Origin of the sequence: Ruania albidiflava DSM 18029 (assembly GCF_000421225.1) — a bacterium.
In the GTDB taxonomy this organism is placed as follows: Bacteria; Actinomycetota; Actinomycetes; order Actinomycetales; family Beutenbergiaceae; genus Ruania; species Ruania albidiflava.
In genome coordinates this window covers 116,317-134,183 of record NZ_ATWL01000003.1, presented here as the reverse complement: position 1 = coordinate 134,183, position 17,867 = coordinate 116,317, and the positions used below count along the sequence as shown (strand labels likewise).

Annotated in this window: 19 protein-coding genes; 8 read left to right on the top strand and 11 right to left on the bottom strand. The window is 71.0% G+C overall.

Annotated elements, in window-relative coordinates; genetic code table 11:
• Positions 1–16: 16 nt before the first annotated feature.
• Positions 17–592: a heme-binding beta-barrel domain-containing protein gene (locus K338_RS0104945; RefSeq protein ID WP_022917071.1), complete on the bottom strand. Its 576-nt coding sequence runs from the start codon at positions 590–592 to the stop codon at positions 17–19.
• A gap of 227 nt (positions 593–819) precedes the next feature.
• On the opposite strand from K338_RS0104945, the gene K338_RS0104940 reads away from it, so the two are divergent.
• Positions 820–1,221 (top strand): ArsR/SmtB family transcription factor, encoded by a 402-nt coding sequence (locus tag K338_RS0104940; RefSeq protein ID WP_022917070.1) that lies wholly within the window; start codon positions 820–822, stop codon positions 1,219–1,221.
• On the top strand, positions 1,218–2,918 hold the full coding sequence (locus tag K338_RS0104935) for a SulP family inorganic anion transporter (protein WP_022917069.1): 1,701 nt from the start codon (positions 1,218–1,220) through the stop codon (positions 2,916–2,918). The genes K338_RS0104940 and K338_RS0104935 overlap by 4 nt, the downstream gene beginning before the upstream one ends.
• Here K338_RS0104935 and K338_RS20590 read toward each other — a convergent pair.
• Complete coding sequence (locus K338_RS20590; protein WP_169579517.1) at positions 2,905–3,546, bottom strand: phosphoribosyltransferase; 642 nt, start codon at positions 3,544–3,546, stop codon at positions 2,905–2,907. The genes K338_RS0104935 and K338_RS20590 overlap by 14 nt on opposite strands.
• Positions 3,547–3,664: 118 nt before the next feature.
• The gene (locus tag K338_RS0104925; RefSeq protein WP_022917067.1) at positions 3,665–4,330 is read right to left on the bottom strand and encodes a BON domain-containing protein; all 666 of its coding nucleotides are present in this window, start codon (positions 4,328–4,330) and stop codon (positions 3,665–3,667) included.
• Positions 4,331–4,505: 175 nt separating this feature from the next.
• On the opposite strand from K338_RS0104925, the gene K338_RS20585 reads away from it, so the two are divergent.
• The gene (locus K338_RS20585) at positions 4,506–4,988 is read left to right on the top strand and encodes a universal stress protein (protein WP_022917066.1); all 483 of its coding nucleotides are present in this window, start codon (positions 4,506–4,508) and stop codon (positions 4,986–4,988) included.
• Positions 4,989–5,010: 22 nt separating this feature from the next.
• Here the strand turns inward: K338_RS20585 and K338_RS20580 are convergent, their stop codons facing one another.
• A complete protein-coding gene (locus tag K338_RS20580; RefSeq protein WP_022917065.1) occupies positions 5,011–5,712 on the bottom strand; it encodes a response regulator in 702 nt (233 codons plus the stop codon).
• Positions 5,713–5,906: 194 nt separating this feature from the next.
• Here K338_RS20580 and K338_RS0104910 point away from each other — a divergent pair, with 194 nt between their 5' ends.
• Complete coding sequence (locus tag K338_RS0104910; RefSeq protein WP_022917064.1) at positions 5,907–6,404, top strand: flavodoxin domain-containing protein; 498 nt, start codon at positions 5,907–5,909, stop codon at positions 6,402–6,404.
• A gap of 12 nt (positions 6,405–6,416) precedes the next feature.
• Here K338_RS0104910 and K338_RS0104905 read toward each other — a convergent pair whose 3' ends face one another.
• Together K338_RS0104905 and K338_RS0104900 are read right to left on the bottom strand one after the other, a co-directional pair.
• The gene (locus K338_RS0104905) at positions 6,417–8,141 is read right to left on the bottom strand and encodes an ABC-F family ATP-binding cassette domain-containing protein (protein ID WP_022917063.1); all 1,725 of its coding nucleotides are present in this window, start codon (positions 8,139–8,141) and stop codon (positions 6,417–6,419) included.
• 147 nt (positions 8,142–8,288) lie between these two features.
• A complete protein-coding gene (locus tag K338_RS0104900) occupies positions 8,289–9,017 on the bottom strand; it encodes a hypothetical protein (protein WP_022917062.1) in 729 nt (242 codons plus the stop codon).
• Between the two features lie 109 nt (positions 9,018–9,126).
• Between K338_RS0104900 and K338_RS0104895 the strand changes: the two genes are divergently transcribed.
• The 4 genes from K338_RS0104895 to K338_RS0104880 all read left to right on the top strand — a co-directional run bounded on the left by K338_RS0104895 (position 9,127) and on the right by K338_RS0104880 (position 12,438).
• A complete protein-coding gene (locus K338_RS0104895; protein WP_022917061.1) occupies positions 9,127–9,879 on the top strand; it encodes a winged helix-turn-helix transcriptional regulator in 753 nt (250 codons plus the stop codon).
• Positions 9,880–10,137: 258 nt separating this feature from the next.
• The gene (locus tag K338_RS0104890; protein ID WP_022917060.1) at positions 10,138–10,779 is read left to right on the top strand and encodes a DUF47 domain-containing protein; all 642 of its coding nucleotides are present in this window, start codon (positions 10,138–10,140) and stop codon (positions 10,777–10,779) included.
• A gap of 4 nt (positions 10,780–10,783) precedes the next feature.
• Positions 10,784–11,779 carry an inorganic phosphate transporter gene (locus K338_RS0104885; protein ID WP_022917059.1) on the top strand — a complete coding sequence of 332 codons (996 nt, stop codon included), beginning with the start codon at positions 10,784–10,786 and terminating at the stop codon, positions 11,777–11,779.
• Positions 11,780–11,994: 215 nt separating this feature from the next.
• Positions 11,995–12,438 (top strand): septum formation family protein, encoded by a 444-nt coding sequence (locus tag K338_RS0104880; protein WP_040652925.1) that lies wholly within the window; start codon positions 11,995–11,997, stop codon positions 12,436–12,438.
• A gap of 182 nt (positions 12,439–12,620) precedes the next feature.
• On the opposite strand, the gene pstB is transcribed toward K338_RS0104880, so the two are convergent.
• The 5 genes from pstB to K338_RS0104855 all read right to left on the bottom strand — a co-directional run bounded on the left by pstB (position 12,621) and on the right by K338_RS0104855 (position 17,866).
• Positions 12,621–13,400, bottom strand: coding sequence for a phosphate ABC transporter ATP-binding protein PstB (pstB, locus tag K338_RS0104875; RefSeq protein ID WP_022917057.1), 780 nt, complete (start codon positions 13,398–13,400; stop codon positions 12,621–12,623).
• A gap of 25 nt (positions 13,401–13,425) precedes the next feature.
• Positions 13,426–14,475: a phosphate ABC transporter permease PstA gene (gene pstA, locus K338_RS0104870; protein WP_022917056.1), complete on the bottom strand. Its 1,050-nt coding sequence runs from the start codon at positions 14,473–14,475 to the stop codon at positions 13,426–13,428.
• Positions 14,475–15,500, bottom strand: coding sequence for a phosphate ABC transporter permease subunit PstC (gene pstC / locus K338_RS0104865; protein ID WP_051154685.1), 1,026 nt, complete (start codon positions 15,498–15,500; stop codon positions 14,475–14,477). Before pstC ends, pstA begins: the two co-directional genes overlap by 1 nt.
• Before the next feature lie 70 nt (positions 15,501–15,570).
• Entirely contained in the window at positions 15,571–16,680 is a 1,110-nt protein-coding gene (gene pstS, locus K338_RS0104860; RefSeq protein ID WP_022917054.1) for a phosphate ABC transporter substrate-binding protein PstS, read from the bottom strand.
• Positions 16,681–16,882: 202 nt separating this feature from the next.
• Positions 16,883–17,866, bottom strand: a complete 984-nt coding sequence (locus K338_RS0104855) for an NUDIX hydrolase (RefSeq protein WP_022917053.1) — start codon at positions 17,864–17,866, stop codon at positions 16,883–16,885.
• Position 17,867: the final 1 nt, after the last annotated feature.

The window sequence follows — 17,867 nt, the reverse complement described above, 5'->3', positions numbered from 1 at the left end:
GCGAGCGCTGCACGACCTACTCCTGCCGCTGCATCCGGCCGGAGGAGTAGGACTGCATCTCGTGGCCGAAGGCGGCCAGGTCGGTGGCCCACATCAGCTCGGAGTGGACCAGCCCGTACATCCGCTGCGCGGCGGTCATCTCCGCACCGGTGGCGGTGCGGGCGATCAGGTCGGTGGCCAGCTGGATCCGTGGGCCCTGGGCCACGCCGAGGTAGACGCTCACATGGCCGCTCGGTTCGGCCAGCAGCACCTCCAGCTCGGTGCGAGCAGGCTGGTCGTCCGGGGTGGTGGGGGCGTCCTCGGCCGGCGGCGGTACCCGCCAGTAGCCCGACTCGCTGGTCCACACCTGTCCTGCCTGCAGGCTGGCCACGTCGATGTCGCCCTCGAGGGAGGCTGGCGGGTTGGTCAGCTCCCAGGTGGTCGCGGTGTACAGCAGGTAGGGGCCGCCGTCGCTGCTGAAGTGGGCCTCCACCAGCACCGGCCGTTCCCCGATGCCGGGGTAGTCGATGAACCCCGGTCCCCGCCAGGTGCCCACCAGCCACGCCAGCGGGTACACCTCGGGCGGGAGTCCTTCGGGGATGGTGAAGCTCATGGGCGCCCCTCTCGGTGGTCCGTGCGCACTGGCGCAGGTCGACGACGGTACGCGCCCCAGGTTATCGGCTCACCCTGGTCCCAGCACCGGCGGTGCCCGAGCAGCCGCAGGGTGCTGTGCTGGTCCGGGCCGCAGTCGCCGGCACGTCGCGGCAGCCCCTCCGCATCACGTCGACCACCGTGCGACTTGACGACTTGATAGAATCATCAAGTCAAGGAGGTTGCTGAGTGCCCACCCGTGCCACCGAGCCGCTGTATCGGATCAAGGCAGACCTGTTCAAGTCCCTCGCCCACCCCACCCGCATCCAGGTGCTCGAGGTGCTCGCCGCCACCCCGGACCACCATGCCGGGGTCGCCCGGCTGCTGGAGGCCACCGGCTGCGAGGCCTCCCAGCTCTCCCAGCACCTGGCCGTGCTGAAGCGCGCCGGAGTCGTCGCTTCCGTACGCAGCGGCAACCACGTGGAGTACCGGCTCACCGCCCCGGTGGTGGCCGAGCTGCTCACCACGGCACGGGCGTTCCTGCTCAGTCGGTTGGCGGGCGCCTCGGACCAGCTGCACGCTGCTGCCGAGCTGCCGCCGCTGCCCGGGGCCAGTGCGCAGGCGGTGCTGGACGCCGCCGCGCAGCAGTGAGGCTGCGGACCGCCGCCGCGGACCTGCTCCCCCGGCGGACCGACTACCTGCTGCGCCCGGCTGCTGTCCGCGCCGACCTGCTCGCCGGCCTCACCGTGGGGGTGGTGGCCCTTCCGCTGGCGCTCGCCTTCGGGATCAGCTCTGGGGTGGGTGCGGCTGCCGGTTTGGTGACGGCGGTGGTCGCCGGGGTGGTAGCGGCCGTGTTCGGCGGGTCGCACCACCAGGTGTCCGGCCCCACCGGGGCGATGGCCGTCGTTCTCGCACCGGTGGTCGCCGCGCACGGGTTGGGGTCGTTGGCGCTGGTGACCCTGGCGGCCGGGCTGATCGTGCTGCTGCTCGGCCTGGCCCGGCTGGGCCGGATCGTCACCTACATCCCGTGGCCGGTGGTGGAGGGGTTCACCCTCGGTATCGCCTGCATCATCTTCCTGCAGCAGGTTCCCGCCGCAGTGGGCGAGCGTGCGGACCCCGGCCACAACACCCTGGTGACGGCGCTACGTTCGGTGCGCTCCGCCGTCGAGGACGCTGACCTGGTCCAGCTCGCCTGGACCCTGGGGGCAGTGCTGCTGGTGGCAGCGGCGATGCTCGTCCTGCCCCGGTGGCACAGTGCGATCCCGGCCTCGCTGGTCGGGGTGGCGGCCGCGACCCTGGTCGCCGAGCTGGCCCACGCCCCCCTCGCGCGGATCGGGGCGCTGCCGGACGGGCTGCCGGCCCCCACGCTGCCGGAGGTGGACCCCGGGGCGCTGCGCGAGCTGGCTGGCGCCGCGGTGGCGATCGCGGCACTGGCGGCGATCGAGTCGCTGCTGTCCATCCGGGTGGCGGCGGCGATGGAGCACGCGGGGGAGCCGGACGGCACCGTGTACGAACCGGACCGGGAGCTGGTCGGGCAGGGGCTGGCTTCGTTGGCCAGCGGGCTGTTCGGCGGGATGCCCGCGACCGGGGCGATCGCACGCACCGCGGTGAACATCCGCTCCGGGGCGCGCACCCGGCTGGCCTCGGTCAGCCATGCCCTGGTGATCCTCGCGGTGATCTACCTGGCCACCGGCCCGGTCTCCCGCATCCCGCTGGCGGCCCTGGCCGGGGTGCTGATGGTCACCGCGGTGCGGATGGTCTCGGTGCCCTCGGCCCGGGCGGTGCTGCGGGTGAACCGGTCCAGTGCGCTCACGTTCACGGTGACGGCGGTGGTCACCGTGGCCTTCGACCTGGTCCAGGCGATCCAGATCGGGCTCGTGGTGGCGGCGTTCTTCACGCTGCGCTCGATCGCCCGGGCGGCCGGGGTACGCCGGGAGGCGCTGCCCGGCACAGCCTGCCCAGGGGACGAGCACATCGCGCTGTACCGCCTGGAGGGGGCGGTGTTCTTCGGGGCCGCGGACCGGATCATGGCGCAGGTGACCGACGAGGCGGCAGAGAACGGGGTGCAGGTGGTGATCCTGCGCCTCTCCCGGGTGCAGCTGGTGGACGCGACCGCTGCCAAGGCGCTGGCCGAGCTGATCGAGACGCTGGAGCGGCGGCGCATCACCGTGCTGGTCAAGGGGGTGCAGGCCCGCCACCGCGGCACCCTGACCACTGTCGGCACGCTGAGCGTGCTGCGGCACGAGAACCACCTGTTCGACACGCTCGCTGCGGCAGCCGACCACGCCCGCTCGCACGTGCGACGCGAGACGGCGGTCGGTACCGCTGCGGCGGTCAGGACGCCGTGAGCTCGGGCCGGTCGCCGAGCAGGGCGTACACCTGGCTGGCGGTGGTCTGCGGAAAGTCCCGGTAGCAGGCGGAGACAGCCTGGACGTGCGGCCGCTGCTCGAGACAGACCACCTGAGCGGCGCCAGTGATCCGAGGCACGGCCATGAGGCTGGCGACGGGCGCTGCGGCGATCACCCGTGCAGCACCGCGCTTGCGGGCAACGAGGCTGGCCGCCGACATCGTCACCCAGCTGGTGATTCCGTCGTCGACGATCAGGACAGTCTGCCCGATCAGGTCCCGTGGCCGGTGATCGCCGCGGACCGCCTCGACCCACCGGTCGAGCACCTCCCGCTCCCTGCGCTCCGCGGCCGCGAAGTCACCGAACGTCGCTCCAGCGCGCCGAAGGAGGGCTGCGTCGATGAGCCGGACCCAGTCCTCGCCGATGGCGCCCATGGCCATACCGGGGCGAGCGGGTAACCCGAGCTTGCGCACGACGATGACGTCCAGGGGTACAGCCAGCACGTCGGCCACCTCGGCTGCTACGAGCACGCCACCCGGCAGCAGTCCGCAGACCACCGACACCTGCTCCCCTCTGCTGACCAGCTCGCGGCCCAGTCGTCGCCCGGCGTCGCGTCGATCGCGGAACATCATCCCTCGTGGGCCGGGCCGTTGACCCGGCGGGGTCACCATCGTGCAAGCACTTCGGGTGCTCGACGGCGCGGCGGGTGACATGGTTGGCTCCTGGGGTCTGAACGGGTGCGGGGTCTCAGTAGGTGCGGACGATGATCTGGTTGTCCACCTCGACCACGTGCGGTGACGCCCAGGCCGCATGGCCGGCCTGGGCACGTTGGGACCAGGACTTCACGGTGCCGGTGAGCGTGACCCGGCTCCCGGAGACGAGCACGCGGATCCGCGTCACGTCCAGCTGTGCGTTGCGGGTGATCGCGGTCCTGATCTGTTCCTGGGTCCCAGGAGCCGGCACCCGGGCGGTGAGACTGATGAGGTTGTGGACCGTGCCCACGCCTCGCAGGTACTGCACAGCCCGCTGGGCAGCGTGCCGCTGGAAGTCCCAGTCCACCTCGCCGACCAGTGTGACGGTGCGGGCGTGGATCTCGGCCGTGACCGCCTCGGGAACGTCGCTGGTCTCCCGCAGGGACCGCTCGACCCGTTGGGCGATGCCGGCCTCCGTGACCGGCCACGGTGACCGTGGGTGAACGGTGAGGTTGTCCACGACCGCCCGGACGCCGCGCACGCGCAGGGCTGCTCGTCGGGCCGCGAGCCGCTCGGCGTAGCTGTCCACCTCCCCGGAGAGCACGACGGCGCCGTGCTCCACAGCCACCACGATTCCGGTGCAGTCCACGTCCGGAGTCCATTCGAGCTCTGCGCTGACCAGTGCCTGCACATCGAGGTCTCGGTCTGTTGCGATGGTCATCGGTGGTCCTTTCCCGCGGTGCGAAGCTGCACCTCCCACGCTCACCTGCACCCGCCGGCGGCGGCAGGGTCCTAAGTCCCACGCCGGGGCGTCCTAGGTCCCACGCCGGGGGCGCCGGCTGACCATGTGACTTTCGTCCCGGCCGCGCACGCCGAGACCGGGGGATAGTAGGGGCATGGACATCAACAGGGACCGCATCGTCGTCGGTGTGGACGGGTCGAGCTCATCGGTGGCCGCTCTGCGGTATGCCGCACGGCTGGCCACGGCACTCGACGCACCGCTGGAGGCAGTGATCACCTGGTCGTATCCGGCGTTCACCGACCCCTACCTGGTCGCGCACTGGTCACCGGAGGAAGACGCCGGCGAGAGCCTCGCTGCTGCGATCGCTGAGGCGTTCGACGACGAGCCGCCCGAGGACCTGACCCGCACCGTGCTGTCCGGCCCACCCGCACCCACCCTCATCGATCTGAGCAAGACCAGCGCGATGCTCGTGCTCGGGAGCCGCGGGCACGGCGGTTTCGTCGGGATGCTCCTCGGTTCGGTCAGCGCGGCCTGTGCCCAGCACGCGCACTGCCCGGTGCTGATCATGCACGGCGACGAGGAGACCCAGGAGCAGGGCAGCACCGAGAAGGGCAGGTCCCGCTCGGACGCTGGCTGAGGCCCAGGCCGGCCCGGGCGAGTCAGCTCCTCGGGCCCGGACCGGCCCGATGGCCACCGGTGTGCGGAACCTGCGCAGCTGCCGGCCGCGCAGAACCGGCGGTCCGCTCCAGCTCGAAGACGGCGGCCTGGGTGCGGTGCTCGAACCCGAGCTTGCCCAGCATGGAGGAGACGTAGTTCTTCACCGTCTTCTCCGCCAGCCCGAGCCGGTCGCTGATCTGCCGGTTGGTGAGCGCGTCAGCGATCAGGGCGAGGATCTGCCGCTCCCGCAGGCTCAGCGACCGGAACCGGGGATCATCGTCGTGGTCGGCACGCATCCGCTGCGTAGCCCGTCTCTTCATCGACGGGTCCAGCAACGTCCGTCCGGCGGCCACGGCACGGATGGCCCCGGTGATGTCGGCGGTGCGGAGGGTCTTCAGCAGGTACCCGGAGGCATCGGCCATCACCGCCGCCAGGAGCGCGTCGTCGTCCTCGAACGCGGTCAGGACCAGGCACCGCACGTCAGGGTGCGACTGCCGGATGTCACGGCACAGGTCGATACCGTTGCCGTCCGGCAGCATGACGTCCAGCACTGCGACATCGGGACGGACGGCCGCGATCCGGCGCCGCGCCTCTGCGCAGCTGGAGGCTTCTCCGACCACCTGGAGGTCCGGCTGCAGGTCCACGACACCGGCAACACCGCTGCGGACGACCTCATGGTCATCGACGAGGAAGACCCTGGTCATCAGCCACCACCTCTCACCCCTGCGCTGGAGTGCCGGCACCGCTGCGGCATCGATACCGCAGTGTACCGAGCGCCCCTTCGACCTGCACGTGAGAGGCCGGGGGCGCCCGTGGGACCAAGGACCCAACAGCGCCCCGGTCGGGGGCCGAAGACTGGCAGCACACCCGATGTGACGATCAAGGATCGAGGAACACCATGCGCGCGCTCGTCGTCTACGAGTCCATGTTCGGCAACACCGCCGCGATCGCCCAGGCGGTCGCCGACGGCCTGTCCACCGGCGCCGAGGTCACCCTCACCCACGTCGCCGACGCTCCGACCGATGTGCCACCCGATGTGGACGTGGTCGTCGTCGGCGGGCCGACGCACACCTTCACCATGTCGCGGGAGGCTACTCGGGAGGAAGCTGCCCGCCGCGGTGGCGACCGTACTCCCGGCGGGATCCGGGAGTGGCTCCAGGCGCTGCCCACCGGTGGCCACCCGCAGGACTTCGTCGCCTTCGACACACGCGTGAACATGCCCCTGCTGCCGGGGGCGGCGTCCCACAGCGCCACCCGGCTGGCCCGCCGGCGCGGCTTCTCCGTGACCGCTCCGGAGCACTTCCTCGTCTACGGCTACCACGGTCCGCTCATCGACGGAGAGGTCGATCGTGCTCGGCAGTGGGGCCAGCGGCTCAGTCAGCAGCTCGCTGACTAGCGCAGGAGATCCTCACGTGCTCAGGTCCAGCCGGTGCCCGGTCCAGGACCGGCGCAACCAACGGTCGTGCGAGGCGAGGACGACGCTGCCCGGGTAGTCGCCGATGGCGGCTTCGAGCTGGGTGACCAGCAGCAGGGAGAGGTGGTTGGTCGGCTCGTCCAGGAGCAGCACGTCCGGTGGGTCGGCGAGCAGCACGGCGAGTGCGAGCCGGCGCCGCTGGCCGACGCTGAGCACGCCGACCGGGCGGTTCTCGTCCCGGCCGGGCAGCAGCGCGAACGTGCTCAGCGGCACCTGCTCGGCACGCTCGGCACCGACCAGGTCCGCATACGCCTGCCGGGCGGTGCGCCCCTCGCCCCGGCGCTGCGGGTCCGGGAGGTGCACCTCCTGGGCGAGCAGACCGATGCGCAGGGCTCCCGGGGCGTTGACCGATCCGGCCCACGGGTGCAGGTCGCCGGCGAGCAGCTGCAGCAGCGTGGACTTGCCGGACCCGTTCGGGCCGGTGACCAGCCACTTCTCCCCCGCTGCCACGCTCAGCGAGGTCACCGGCAGCCGCCCCGGCACCGACACCTGGGTGGCGGTGAGCACCGGTCCGGTCCAGGACCGGCGAGCGCGGTCCGCGCCGACCGTCAGCCCGCGGAACCACAGCTCGCGGGGCGGTTTGCGCAGCTGGCTCTCCTCCAGCTGGGCCAGGCGGGTGCGGGCGTCGTTCACCCGCCGGGAGACGACCTTGGCGTTGCGGTCAGCGTAGAACTTCTTCGCCGCACGGGCCTCGGTGCGCGGTGCGCGACCGGGGTGGCCCACGGTGTGGGAGTCCCGCACGGCCGCGCGCAGCTGCCCCAGCTCATCCTGCTCGGCTATGTACTGCTGCTCCCAGCGGGCGCGCGCATCCATGCGTGCGTGCAGGTAGTCGGTGTAGCTGCCGGTGAAGCTGACCGTGCCGATCCCGGAGCCGTCACCGTCGCCGACCAGTGGGCCGGCCACCGCGTGCGGCATCGGTGCGGGGTCCAGGTCCACCAGGGAGCTCACCGTCTCGTCCAGGAAGGCCCGGTCGTGGCTGGCCAGCAGCACCGGGCCGGGCCAGTCGGCCAGGACCTGCTGCAGGTGGGCGGCCGCGGCGTCGTCGAGGTGGTTGGTCGGTTCGTCCAGGAGCAGCACGTCCGGGGCGGACAGCAGCAGCCAGGCCAGCGCCAGCCGGGCCCGCTGGCCGCCGGAGAGCGTGCTGGTGGGCCGGTCGCGCGGTAGGTCGGCCAGTCCCAGCCCGGCGAGCATCGCCTCCACCCGGGCGTCGACGCTCCAGGCTTCCATGCGTTCGGCGGTCTCCAGGGCGGTGGCGAACGCGGTCTCGACGGCGGGGTCCCCCGGGGCTGTCGCCAGTCTGGCGCCGGCGGAGTCCACAGCAGCGGCGGCCTGGCGGACCGGTGCGATCGCTGCTTCCAGGGCCTGGGTGACTGAGTCGGTGGGCGCGAACGGGCTCTCCTGGTGCAGCAGCCCGACCCGCGGCGTTCGCCCTCCGGGCGCCGTGACGTGCACAGCACCGCCGTCCGGGCGCAGCAGTCCCGCAGCGATCCGCAGCAGCGTGGTCTTACCGGAGCCGTTCTCGCCGATCAGCCCTGTGCGCCGGCTGGCGGGGACCAACACGGAGACGTCGGTGAGCACCCGGCGGGTGCCGAAGGAGCAGGAGACGCCCTCGATCCGCAGGTGGGCGGCGGAACCGGGCGCAGTGGGAGCTGTGGTCACAGGTGTCCTCGAGGTCGTGCGGGGTCCTGCCGGGCGACGCCGCGGGCACAGGACAGGTGAGGGTCACAGCCACATGAGCGTCAGCCTACCGAGCACCGGCCGCCGCTGCGAGGCCTTTTCCCGCCGGCTCCTGTGCAGGACGGACGCTCAGCCCAGCACCAGCCGACCCACGACGTAGACCGGCACCCCTGCCACGGCGACCGGGAGCATCGCCGCTGCAAGTGCCGCCGTCGGCCTGCCGGAGGCCGGGAACTGCCCGAACAGGGCATGGACCGCTGCGGTGAGCACCCCGGCGGCCAGGCCCACCAGGCCCCCGGTGAGCAGCCCGACCACCTCGATCAGCGACCCGACCAGCAGCCCGGAGGCGCAGCCGAGCACGATCGTTGCAGCCGAGCCGAGCCACCCGGGGATCGGCAGCGCAGTGCACGCCGAGGAGACGGTCAACGTCACCGCACCCACCAGCAGCAGCCCAACGGAGACCTTCCCGGTGCCGATCGCCAACCAGCCGGCGGCCGAGGCCATCACGACGGCGCCGGTCACCACCCCGGAGACCGACTCCACCAGCCGTGGTCGCCCGTCCCGGCGGGCCAGCTCGCGCACGAACGCGCCGACGACGGCCAGCCCGAGCACCACCGCCACATAGAGCAGGTCGTCCCAGAGCAGCAGCAGGCCGATCGAGGCGGCACCGGTGAGCAGCAGCACGATCGCCGCGCCCCGGCGTGCGGGCAGCTCCACCAGCGTGGGCCAGCCGATCGCGAACAGGGCGGCGATCCCTGCGACGGTGATGACCAGCAGGAACCGGTCGCCGAAGGCAGTGATGCCGATACCGGCCGCCGCCGTGGCAGTCACCACGGCGCGGAACGTGCCGCTGATCATGCCTCGGTCCACCTCATCTGGTCGATCGTAATGGTCGCCGCGGCGTTCGACGGCGAAGAGCACGCCGGGCACTCGCTAGGGTAAGGGCGTCAGGTCGGGAGGAGCGCACGTGGCAGACCTGTTGCTGCTGACCACCGCGCCCCCGGACGGGCCACCGGTGGTACCAGCGCTCGCCCTGCTGCACCACCGGGTCCACCTTGCCCCACCGGAGGCGCGCGCGGCGCTGTCCCGCACCGACGCCGACGTGGTGGTGGTGGACGGCCGGGCGGACCTCGCCCTGGCGCGGGGCGTCTGCCGCACCCTGCACGCCGCAGGGGTGGAGCATCCGGTGCTGCTGGTGCTGGGCGAGGGTGGGCTCCCGGTGGTCGGCGCCGACTGGGGTGTGGCCGACATCGTGCTCGCCACCGCCGGCCCCGCCGAGCTGGACGCGCGGTTGCGGCTGCTGGTGCAACGAGCCGGCGACGTGGACGTGCCGGGCGACCCGGACCAGATCGAGGCCGGCGACCTGACCATCGATCCCGGCGGGTACACCGCCCGGCTGCGCGGGGTCGCGCTGAACCTGACCTACAAGGAGTTCGAGCTGCTCCGCTTCCTCATCCAGCACCCGGGGCGGGTGTTCACCCGGGCACAGCTGCTGCAGGAGGTGTGGGGGTATGACTACTTCGGCGGCACCCGCACCGTGGACGTGCACATCCGCCGGCTGCGCGCCAAGCTCGGTCCGGAGCACGACCAGCTGATCGGCACGGTGCGCAACGTCGGGTACCGCTTCGACCTGCCGGCGGACCGCCCACCGTCCGAGCCACCGACAGCCCACCTCCCACCGGCAGAGCCCCCGCCGGCAGAGCCCTCGCCGGCCGACTGACTCCCGCCCGCGTGCTGCAGCACCCAGATCCGCCTCGTACACTGGGCCGCGACACCGGGTCGCGCTAGCCCCGGGCTCCAACATCTGCCGCTTCGAGCGGCCTTCGCGCCGTCAGGCGCTGGGCGGCCCGGTGTCCTTTCCCCCGCCCCGCGCGGCCCACGCCCCACGTGCGGGCCACGTCACGCCCCGCGCGGACCACAGCCGCCTGGAATGCTCTAGCCTGTTCGAGTTGCCCTCCCACCCCTCCTGGAGTCTGCTGTGCGCTTCCGCCTGACCCCACGCGACGTGACGTTCTTCGACCTGCTGGCTACCTCGGCCGGTCACCTGGTCACCGGGGCGGACCAGCTCGCCCAGCTGATCGGCGCCCCGCCGGCCGAGCGCCCCCCGTACGCGGAGCAGCTCAAGCAGTCCGAGCACGACGCCGACGACAGCACGCACGCGATCATGCGGCGGCTGAACCAGACGTTCGTCACCCCGTTCGACCGGGACGACATCTACAACCTGGCCTCCGCGCTGGACGACTGCATGGACAGCATGGAGGCTGCCGGCGACCTGATCGTGCTCTACCGCGTGCACGAGCTGCCGGAGGGGGTGACCGAGCAGGTGTCCACGCTGCAGCGGGCCGCCGAGCTGACCGCTGCGGCGATGCCGAAGCTGCAGGACATGAACGAGGAGCTCACCGAGTACTGGATCGAGGTGAACCGGCTGGAGAACGAGGCGGACCGCATCTACCGCGAGCTGCTCGCGCTGCTGTTCCAGAGCCCCCGGTACCAGGAGAGCCCGGCCGCGGTGATCGAGATGTTCAAGCTCAAGGGCATCATCGACGTGCTGGAGCAGGCGGCCGACTCCTTCGAGAAGGTCGCCAACTTCGTCGAGACCATCGTGCTCAAGGAGTCCTGAGCCGGTGGAGCTCGTCCTCGTCCTCCTCGTCATCGTCATCGCACTGTCGTTCGACTACACGAACGGGTTCCACGATGCTGCGAACGCGATCGCCACGTCGGTCTCCACCCGGGCCCTGACCCCGCGTGCGGCGCTGCTGATGGCGGCAGTGATGAACCTGGTCGGTGCACTGCTGGGCACCGGGGTGGCCGAGACCATCGGGTCCGGCATCGTGGACGCTCCGGAGGGCACCAGCGGTCTGGTCGTGGTGCTGGCCGGCCTGATGGGTGCGATCACCTGGAACCTGATCACCTGGTGGAAGGGTTTGCCGTCCTCCTCCTCGCACGCGCTCATCGGCGGGCTCACCGGCGCCGGGCTGGCCTCGATGTCCACAGTGCACTGGACGGTCATCCTGGACAAGGTGGTCATCCCGATGGTCGCCTCGCCGTTGGTCGGGTTCCTGCTCGCCTACGTGGTGATGGTGGCGGTGCTGTGGATCTTCCGGAACGCCGCCCCGGGGCGCACCCAGCGCCGGTTCCGGGTGGCGCAGACGGTCTCGGCGGCTGCGATGGCCCTGGGCCACGGCCTGCAGGACGCGCAGAAGACGATGGGGGTGATCGTGCTGGCGCTGGTGGCTGCCGGCTGGCACACCGGTACCGACATCCCGCTGTGGGTCAAGCTCGCCGCAGCCAGCGCGATCTCGCTGGGCACCTACTCCGGCGGCTGGCGGATCATGCGGACCCTGGGGCGGAAGGTGATCGAGCTGGACCCTGCGCGCGGGTTCGTGGCCGAGTCGGTCTCCGCCGGTGTGCTGTACACCACGGCGTTCATCTTCCACGCGCCGATCTCCACCACGCACACCATCACCTCGGCGATCATGGGTGTGGGTGCTACCAAGCGGGCCTCCGCAGTGCGCTGGGGCGTGGCGCGCAGCATCGGGGTCGCCTGGGTGCTGACCATCCCGGCGGCTGCCGCGGTCGCTGCCGTGCTGTTCTTCGTGCTGCACTTCCTGCTCGCCTGAGCCGCCGCGGACGACGGCGCAGCGCACCTGGACCGGCATCTCTCACCTGGGTCGGGACTGCTCGGGGTGTTCGCGCCCTGGCTACGGAGCCGGTGTTGGCCTGGTCACATGGGGAGTTCGACCCGTGGCGCCGCGTTCCTCGGGCCTGGTCGGGCGCTTACGATGACTGCCGGAGAACGGGAAGACTGTCCCGTCGTGACGCTTTGGGGAGACTCATGAACACTGCTCGTATTTCTCGCGCCGCCCTGGCCGTCGTCGGTGCTGTCGGGGTGACCGCCTCGATCGCCGCCTGTGGTGGTCAGGTCGCCAGCGCTGACGTCGGCACCTGCCTGAACTCCTCGGACTTCGAAGGGGAGATCACCGAGATCCCCGAGGTGGACTGCTCGGAGGAGCACGACGCCCAGGTGTTCTTCAAGTTCGACATGGACGACGGCGACTTCCCCGGCAACGACGCGATCCAGACGGCCGCTGGGGAGCAGTGCGTCCCGGCGTTCGAGGACTTCGTCGGCACCGGCTACCAGGAGTCCTCGCTGGACATCAACTTCATCGGCCCGAGCGAGGACACCTGGGACCAGGCCGACGACCGCGAGGTCATCTGCTACCTGTACACGATGGACGGCTCCACCTCGACCGAGAGCTTCGAGGGCTCCGGCCTCTGAGCCGACCCGGTGACCGGGCTCCAGCCGGTTGACCTGTAGCCGCACCCCACGGGCTGGATCGATGCAGTCGATACCTGGCCCGTGGGGTAGTGCTCTGCGGTATCGCCTTGGCGCAGGAGGTATCGACGCGGCGCAGTCCGGCGCAGCCGTCAGCCGCCGCCTGCGGTCAGCCGAACCAGCCGTCAGCCGAACCGGCCGGAGATGTAGTCCTCGGTGGCCTGCTGTGCCGGGCTGGAGAACATCGTGGTGGTGTCATCCATCTCGATCAACCGGCCCGGCTTTCCGGTGCCCTCGATGTTGAAGAACCCGGTGCGGTCGGAGACGCGTGCCGCCTGCTGCATGTTGTGGGTGACGATCACGATCGTGTAGTCGTTCTTCAGCTCGTGCACCAGCTCCTCGATCGCCAGGGTGGAGATCGGGTCGAGCGCGGAGCACGGCTCGTCCATCAGCAGCACCTGCGGCTGCACGGCGATCGCCCGGGCGATGCACAGCCGCTGCTGCTGCCCACCGGACAGGGACGACCCGGGCTTCTCCAGCCGGTCCTTGACCTCGTTCCACAGGTTCGCCCCGGTGAGCGAACGCTCCACGAGCTCATCCGCCGCGGCCTTGGAGATCCGCCGGTTGTTCAGCTTCACCCCGGCGAGCACGTTGTCCGCGATCGACATGGTCGGGAACGGGTTCGGCCGCTGGAACACCATGCCGACCTGGCGGCGCACCTCCACCGGGTCGATGTCCGGTGCGTACAGGTCCTGCCCGTCCATCACTGCCTTGCCGGTCACCCGCGCGCCGGGGATGACCTCGTGCATCCGGTTCAGGGTGCGCAGGAACGTGGACTTGCCGCAGCCCGAGGGGCCGATCAGGGCGGTGACGCTGCGCGGCTCGATGCTCATGTGCACGCCTTCGACGGCGAGGAAGTCGCCGTAGTAGACGTTCAGGTCCGAGATGTCGATCCTCTTGCTCATCAGTCTTCCTCTCCCCGCTCGGTGCTCAGCGGGCTCCCTTCGGGGCGAAGTAGCGGCTGACCAGCCGCGCGATCAGGTTCAGCAGCATCACGATGATGATCAGCGTGAGCGCCCCGGCCCAGGCCCGGTCGGCGGCCACCCCACCCTGGGCGTACTGCCGGTAGACGAACACCGGGAGGGTGGCGATCCGGCCGTCGAAGGCGTCCCAGTTGACGTTCTGGGCGATACCGACGGTCATCAGCAACGGCGCCGTCTCACCGATCACCCGGGCGATGGCGATCATCACGCCGGTGGTGATCCCGGCCACCGAGGTGCGCAGCACGACCTTGACGACGGTCAACCACTTCGGCACACCGAGAGCGTAGGAGGCCTCACGGAGCTCGTTCGGCACCAACCGGAGCATCTCCTCCACGCTGCGGATCACCACCGGCGTCATCAGCACCGCGAGCGCCACCCCGCCGATGAGCGCGGACTTGTATGCCGGACCGAAGAGCACCAGGAACACCGTGTAGGCGAACAGCCCGGCGACGATCGAGGGGATCCCGGTCATCACGTCTACCAGCAGGGTGATGCCCCGCTTGAGCCGGCCCTGCCCGTACTCCACCAGGTAGATGGCCGTGAAGATGCCCAGCGGGATGGAGACCAGCGAGGCGATGCCGGTCACGTAGACCGTGCCGATGATGGCGTGCAGCGCTCCGCCGCTGGTCATCGAGCCGAACACGCCGACCATGTCGGTGGACAGGAAGTCCCAGCTGAAGCCGCCCAGCCCGTCGCCCACCACGATCGCCAGCAGCGAGACGAGTGGGATGAGGGCGAGCAGGAAGGCCAGGGTGACCAACGCCGTCGCGAGCCGGTCCTTGGCCCACCTGGGGCCTTCCACCACCCGGGAGAGGGTGGTGATGGCGACGGCGTAGCTCACCGCGGTGAGCGCGAACAGTCCCGCGATGGTCACCGTGGTCAGCAGCGCGAGCAGCCCGGCGGAGAATGCCGCTGACCCGGCGAGCACAGCGTAGGGCGCCCAGCGGGCGAGCTTGCGGCTGCGGCGCACGGGCAGCGGCGGGGCGAGGACGGACATCAGTTGGCTCCGGAGAACTCGGCCCGGCGGTTGATGACCCACCGGGCGATGAGGTTCACGCCGAAGGTCACGGCGAACAGGATCAGGCCCGAGGCGATCAGTGCGTCCACCCCGGTGCTGCCGGCCTCGGGCAGGTGGCTGGCGATGTTCGCGGCGATCGACTGGTGCTGGCCGGGCTGCAGCAGGAAGAGGTTGATCGCATATCCCGGGGAGAGCACCATCAGCACCGCCATCGTCTCCCCGAGCGCCCGGCCCAGTCCGAGCATCGCGGCGGAGATGATGCCGGAGCGACCGAACGGCAGCACCGCCTGGCGGATCATCTCCCAGCGGGTGGCGCCCAGGGCCAGCGATGCCTCCTCGTGCAGCCGCGGGGTCTGCAGGAACACCTCGCGGATGGTGGCGGTGATGATCGGCAGGATCATCACCGCCAGCACCAGACCAGCGGTCATGATGTTGCGGGCCGGTGCCTGGTAGCCGGCGAACAGCGGGATGAACCCCAGCCGGGTGCTCAGCCAGGTGAACACCGGGCTGACCAGCGGCATCAGCCACTGGATGCCCCACAGGCCGAAGATCACCGAGGGGATCGCGGCGAGCAGGTCGATCACATAGCCGAGCAGCTGGGCCAGCCGGCGCGGCGCGTAGTGCGAGATGAACAGGGCGATGCCGATGCTCAGCGGCACGGCAACTACCAGCGCCAGCACCGAGGAGAGCACTGTGCCGAACACCAGCGGGGCCACCCACGCCCACAGGCCGCGGCCGGACATGAAGTCCACCTCGGCGAAGGTGTCGGCTCCTGCGGTGAGCGCGGGCCAGGCCCGGTAGAGCAGGAAGGCGGCGACCGCGGCGAGGATCACCAGGATGAGGACGCCGCTTCCGGTGGACAGCCCGGCGAAGATGCGGTTGCCCAGACGCCCGGAGCTCCCGGTGCGCGGCAGCGCGGCGGCGCCGGCCGTGCTGGTGGTGTCCGCAGCACTGCTGGCGCCGCTCCTGCCGGGCTTCGGTTCGGCGTTCTGGGTGGCGGTCACGTGGTTCTCCATGGTCTCCAGCGGGCACACGAGGGGCCGTACCGGGTCTGCCGGTACGGCCCCGGGGGCGTCAGCCGGCGGCCGAGATGCCCTCGATCGCTGCCTCGACCCGCTCGCGCAGGTCACCGGAGATCGGGGCGGCTCCGGCCACGTCCGGTTGTGCGGCGCGCTGCTGCCCCTCCTCGGAGGCGACGTAGCTGAGGTAGCCCTGCACCACCTCGGCGTGCTCGGCCGACTCGTAGCTCTGGCAGGCGATCGAGTAGGAGACCAGCACGATCGGGTAGGCGCCGGAGGCCTCGGTGTCCCGGGCCAGGTCGATGGTCAGGATGGTGTCGCTGGCATCCTCGGCCGGCGGGGAGACGTCCACCACGGCGGCGGCGGCCTCCGGGGAGAACGGCACGAACTCCTCGCCCACACCGACCGCGACCGAACCGAGGTCGCCCACGCGGGAGGCGTCGGCATAGCCGATGGTGCCCTCGGCGCCGCCGACCACTTCGAGCATCCCGGAGGTCTGCGCCCCGGACTGGGTGCCCTCGATCGGCCAGAGGCCGGCGGGCTCGTGGCTCCAGTCCTCAGGGGCGGCGGCGGCCAGGTACTCGGTGAGGTTCTCCGTGGTGCCGGAGTCGTCGGACCGGTTCACCGGGATGATCGGCAGGTCGGGCAGGTCTACGTCCGGGTTCGTCTCGGCGATCGCCGGATCGTCCCAGGCAGTGATCTCGCCGGAGAAGATCTGCGCGATCACGCTCGGGGAGAGGTTCAGGTGGGTGTCGTTCAGCCCGGGCAGGTTGTAGATCACGGCGATCGGGCTGATGTACAGGGGCAGCTCGAGCACGTCGCCACCGCAGCGCTCCTGGGCGGCGGCCAGCTCCTCGGCGTCCATCGCGGCGTCCGAGCCGGCGAACTGCACCGTGCCGTTGATGAACTGCTCCCGGCCGGTGCCCGACCCGGTGGGGTCGTAGCTGACCGAGGCACCCGGGTTGGTCTCCATGAACCCAGCGATCCACCCCTGCACGGCGTTCTCCTGGGAGCTGGCACCGGAGCCGGCGATCGTACCGGTCAGCTCGTCGCCGGAATCGCTGCCATCGGCAGCCTGGGAGCCGCCACCGCAGGCGGTGAGCGTCAGTGCGAGTGCGCCGAGCGCCGAGATACCCGCCAGGCGGCGGCTGATCACACGTGTCACGTTCGTTTCTCGTCTCCTGGTCGGTGTCAGGTGCTGCGCTCTGTCAGTGCAGCCAGTGCCGACGCTAAGGAACGCGGGTGACCGGGTCGCCGAGTTTGGGTGAACAGCAGGTGAACACCTGCCGCCCAAGTGGTCGCGAACGCCCTGCTTCGCGAGGTGAATCGGTTCAGAGACCGCGAAGCAGGGCGTTCGCGATGAGGGGTCAGCTGGGTGGGCGGTAGGTCTCGACCGACACCACCCGGGCCCGGCGATGGTTGCGCCGGGCCATGTGCAGCACCAGCACCTCGGCGGTGCGCAGGTACGGGTTCTCCTTCGGCAGCCGCTTGACCACCCGGTGCGGGCTGCGCTTGCTGATCGCCTCGAGCACGAACGGCAGCACCGGCCGGTGCGTGCACACGGCGGTGACCTCCCGGGGGCGGGCGAGCAGGTCATCGACCAGTGCCCGCACGCCGGCGGGTCGCTTCTTCGCCGCGGACTCGGTGATCTCCGGGGCGAGCACCACGTGGTTGTCGCTGGCCTCGGCGAACGGGCGCACTGTGGCAGCGCACCGCTCCCACGGGGAGGAGATCACCTCCTGCACCCCGAACGCCGCCAGGATCGGCACCAGGCCGTTGCTCTGCCGCCGGCCGGCGGGGGTGAGCGGTCGGGTAGCCTCCCCGTCCTCCCAGGCCGAACGCTTCTTCGCCCGACCGTGCCGGACCACCAGCAGCGTCCAGGTGCGCAACATGTCCTCTTCGAACATATCCCTCAGCACACCCAAGGGTTCGACGTCGTCAGGGCGGGTAAGCAGCTTGGCAGCCTTGCGCGCCTCCACCCAGCGGACCTCGTCCACCTCGTTCTTCGAGCACTCCTTGATCGTGCCGCGGGCCCGCAGCGCACCGGCGGCCGGTCCCTCCGGATCCAGCGGAGTGGCGGCCCAGTAGTGACACACCTTCTTCACCCCGCCGGGCAGCTTGTACCGGACAGTCGGCAGCTTGGCACCAAGGAGCACCGGTACCCCGGTCTCCTCCTGCACCTCACGGACCGCGCACATCGGCAGCGGCTCGTCCTTGCTGTCCAGCTTGCCCTTGGGCCAGGACCAGTCGTCATACCGGGGCCGGTGGATCAGCAGCACCTCCAGACGGCGGCCGGTCACCCGCCACACCACGGCTCCCGCCGCGAGCACCTCGCGACGCGACTTGCTCATC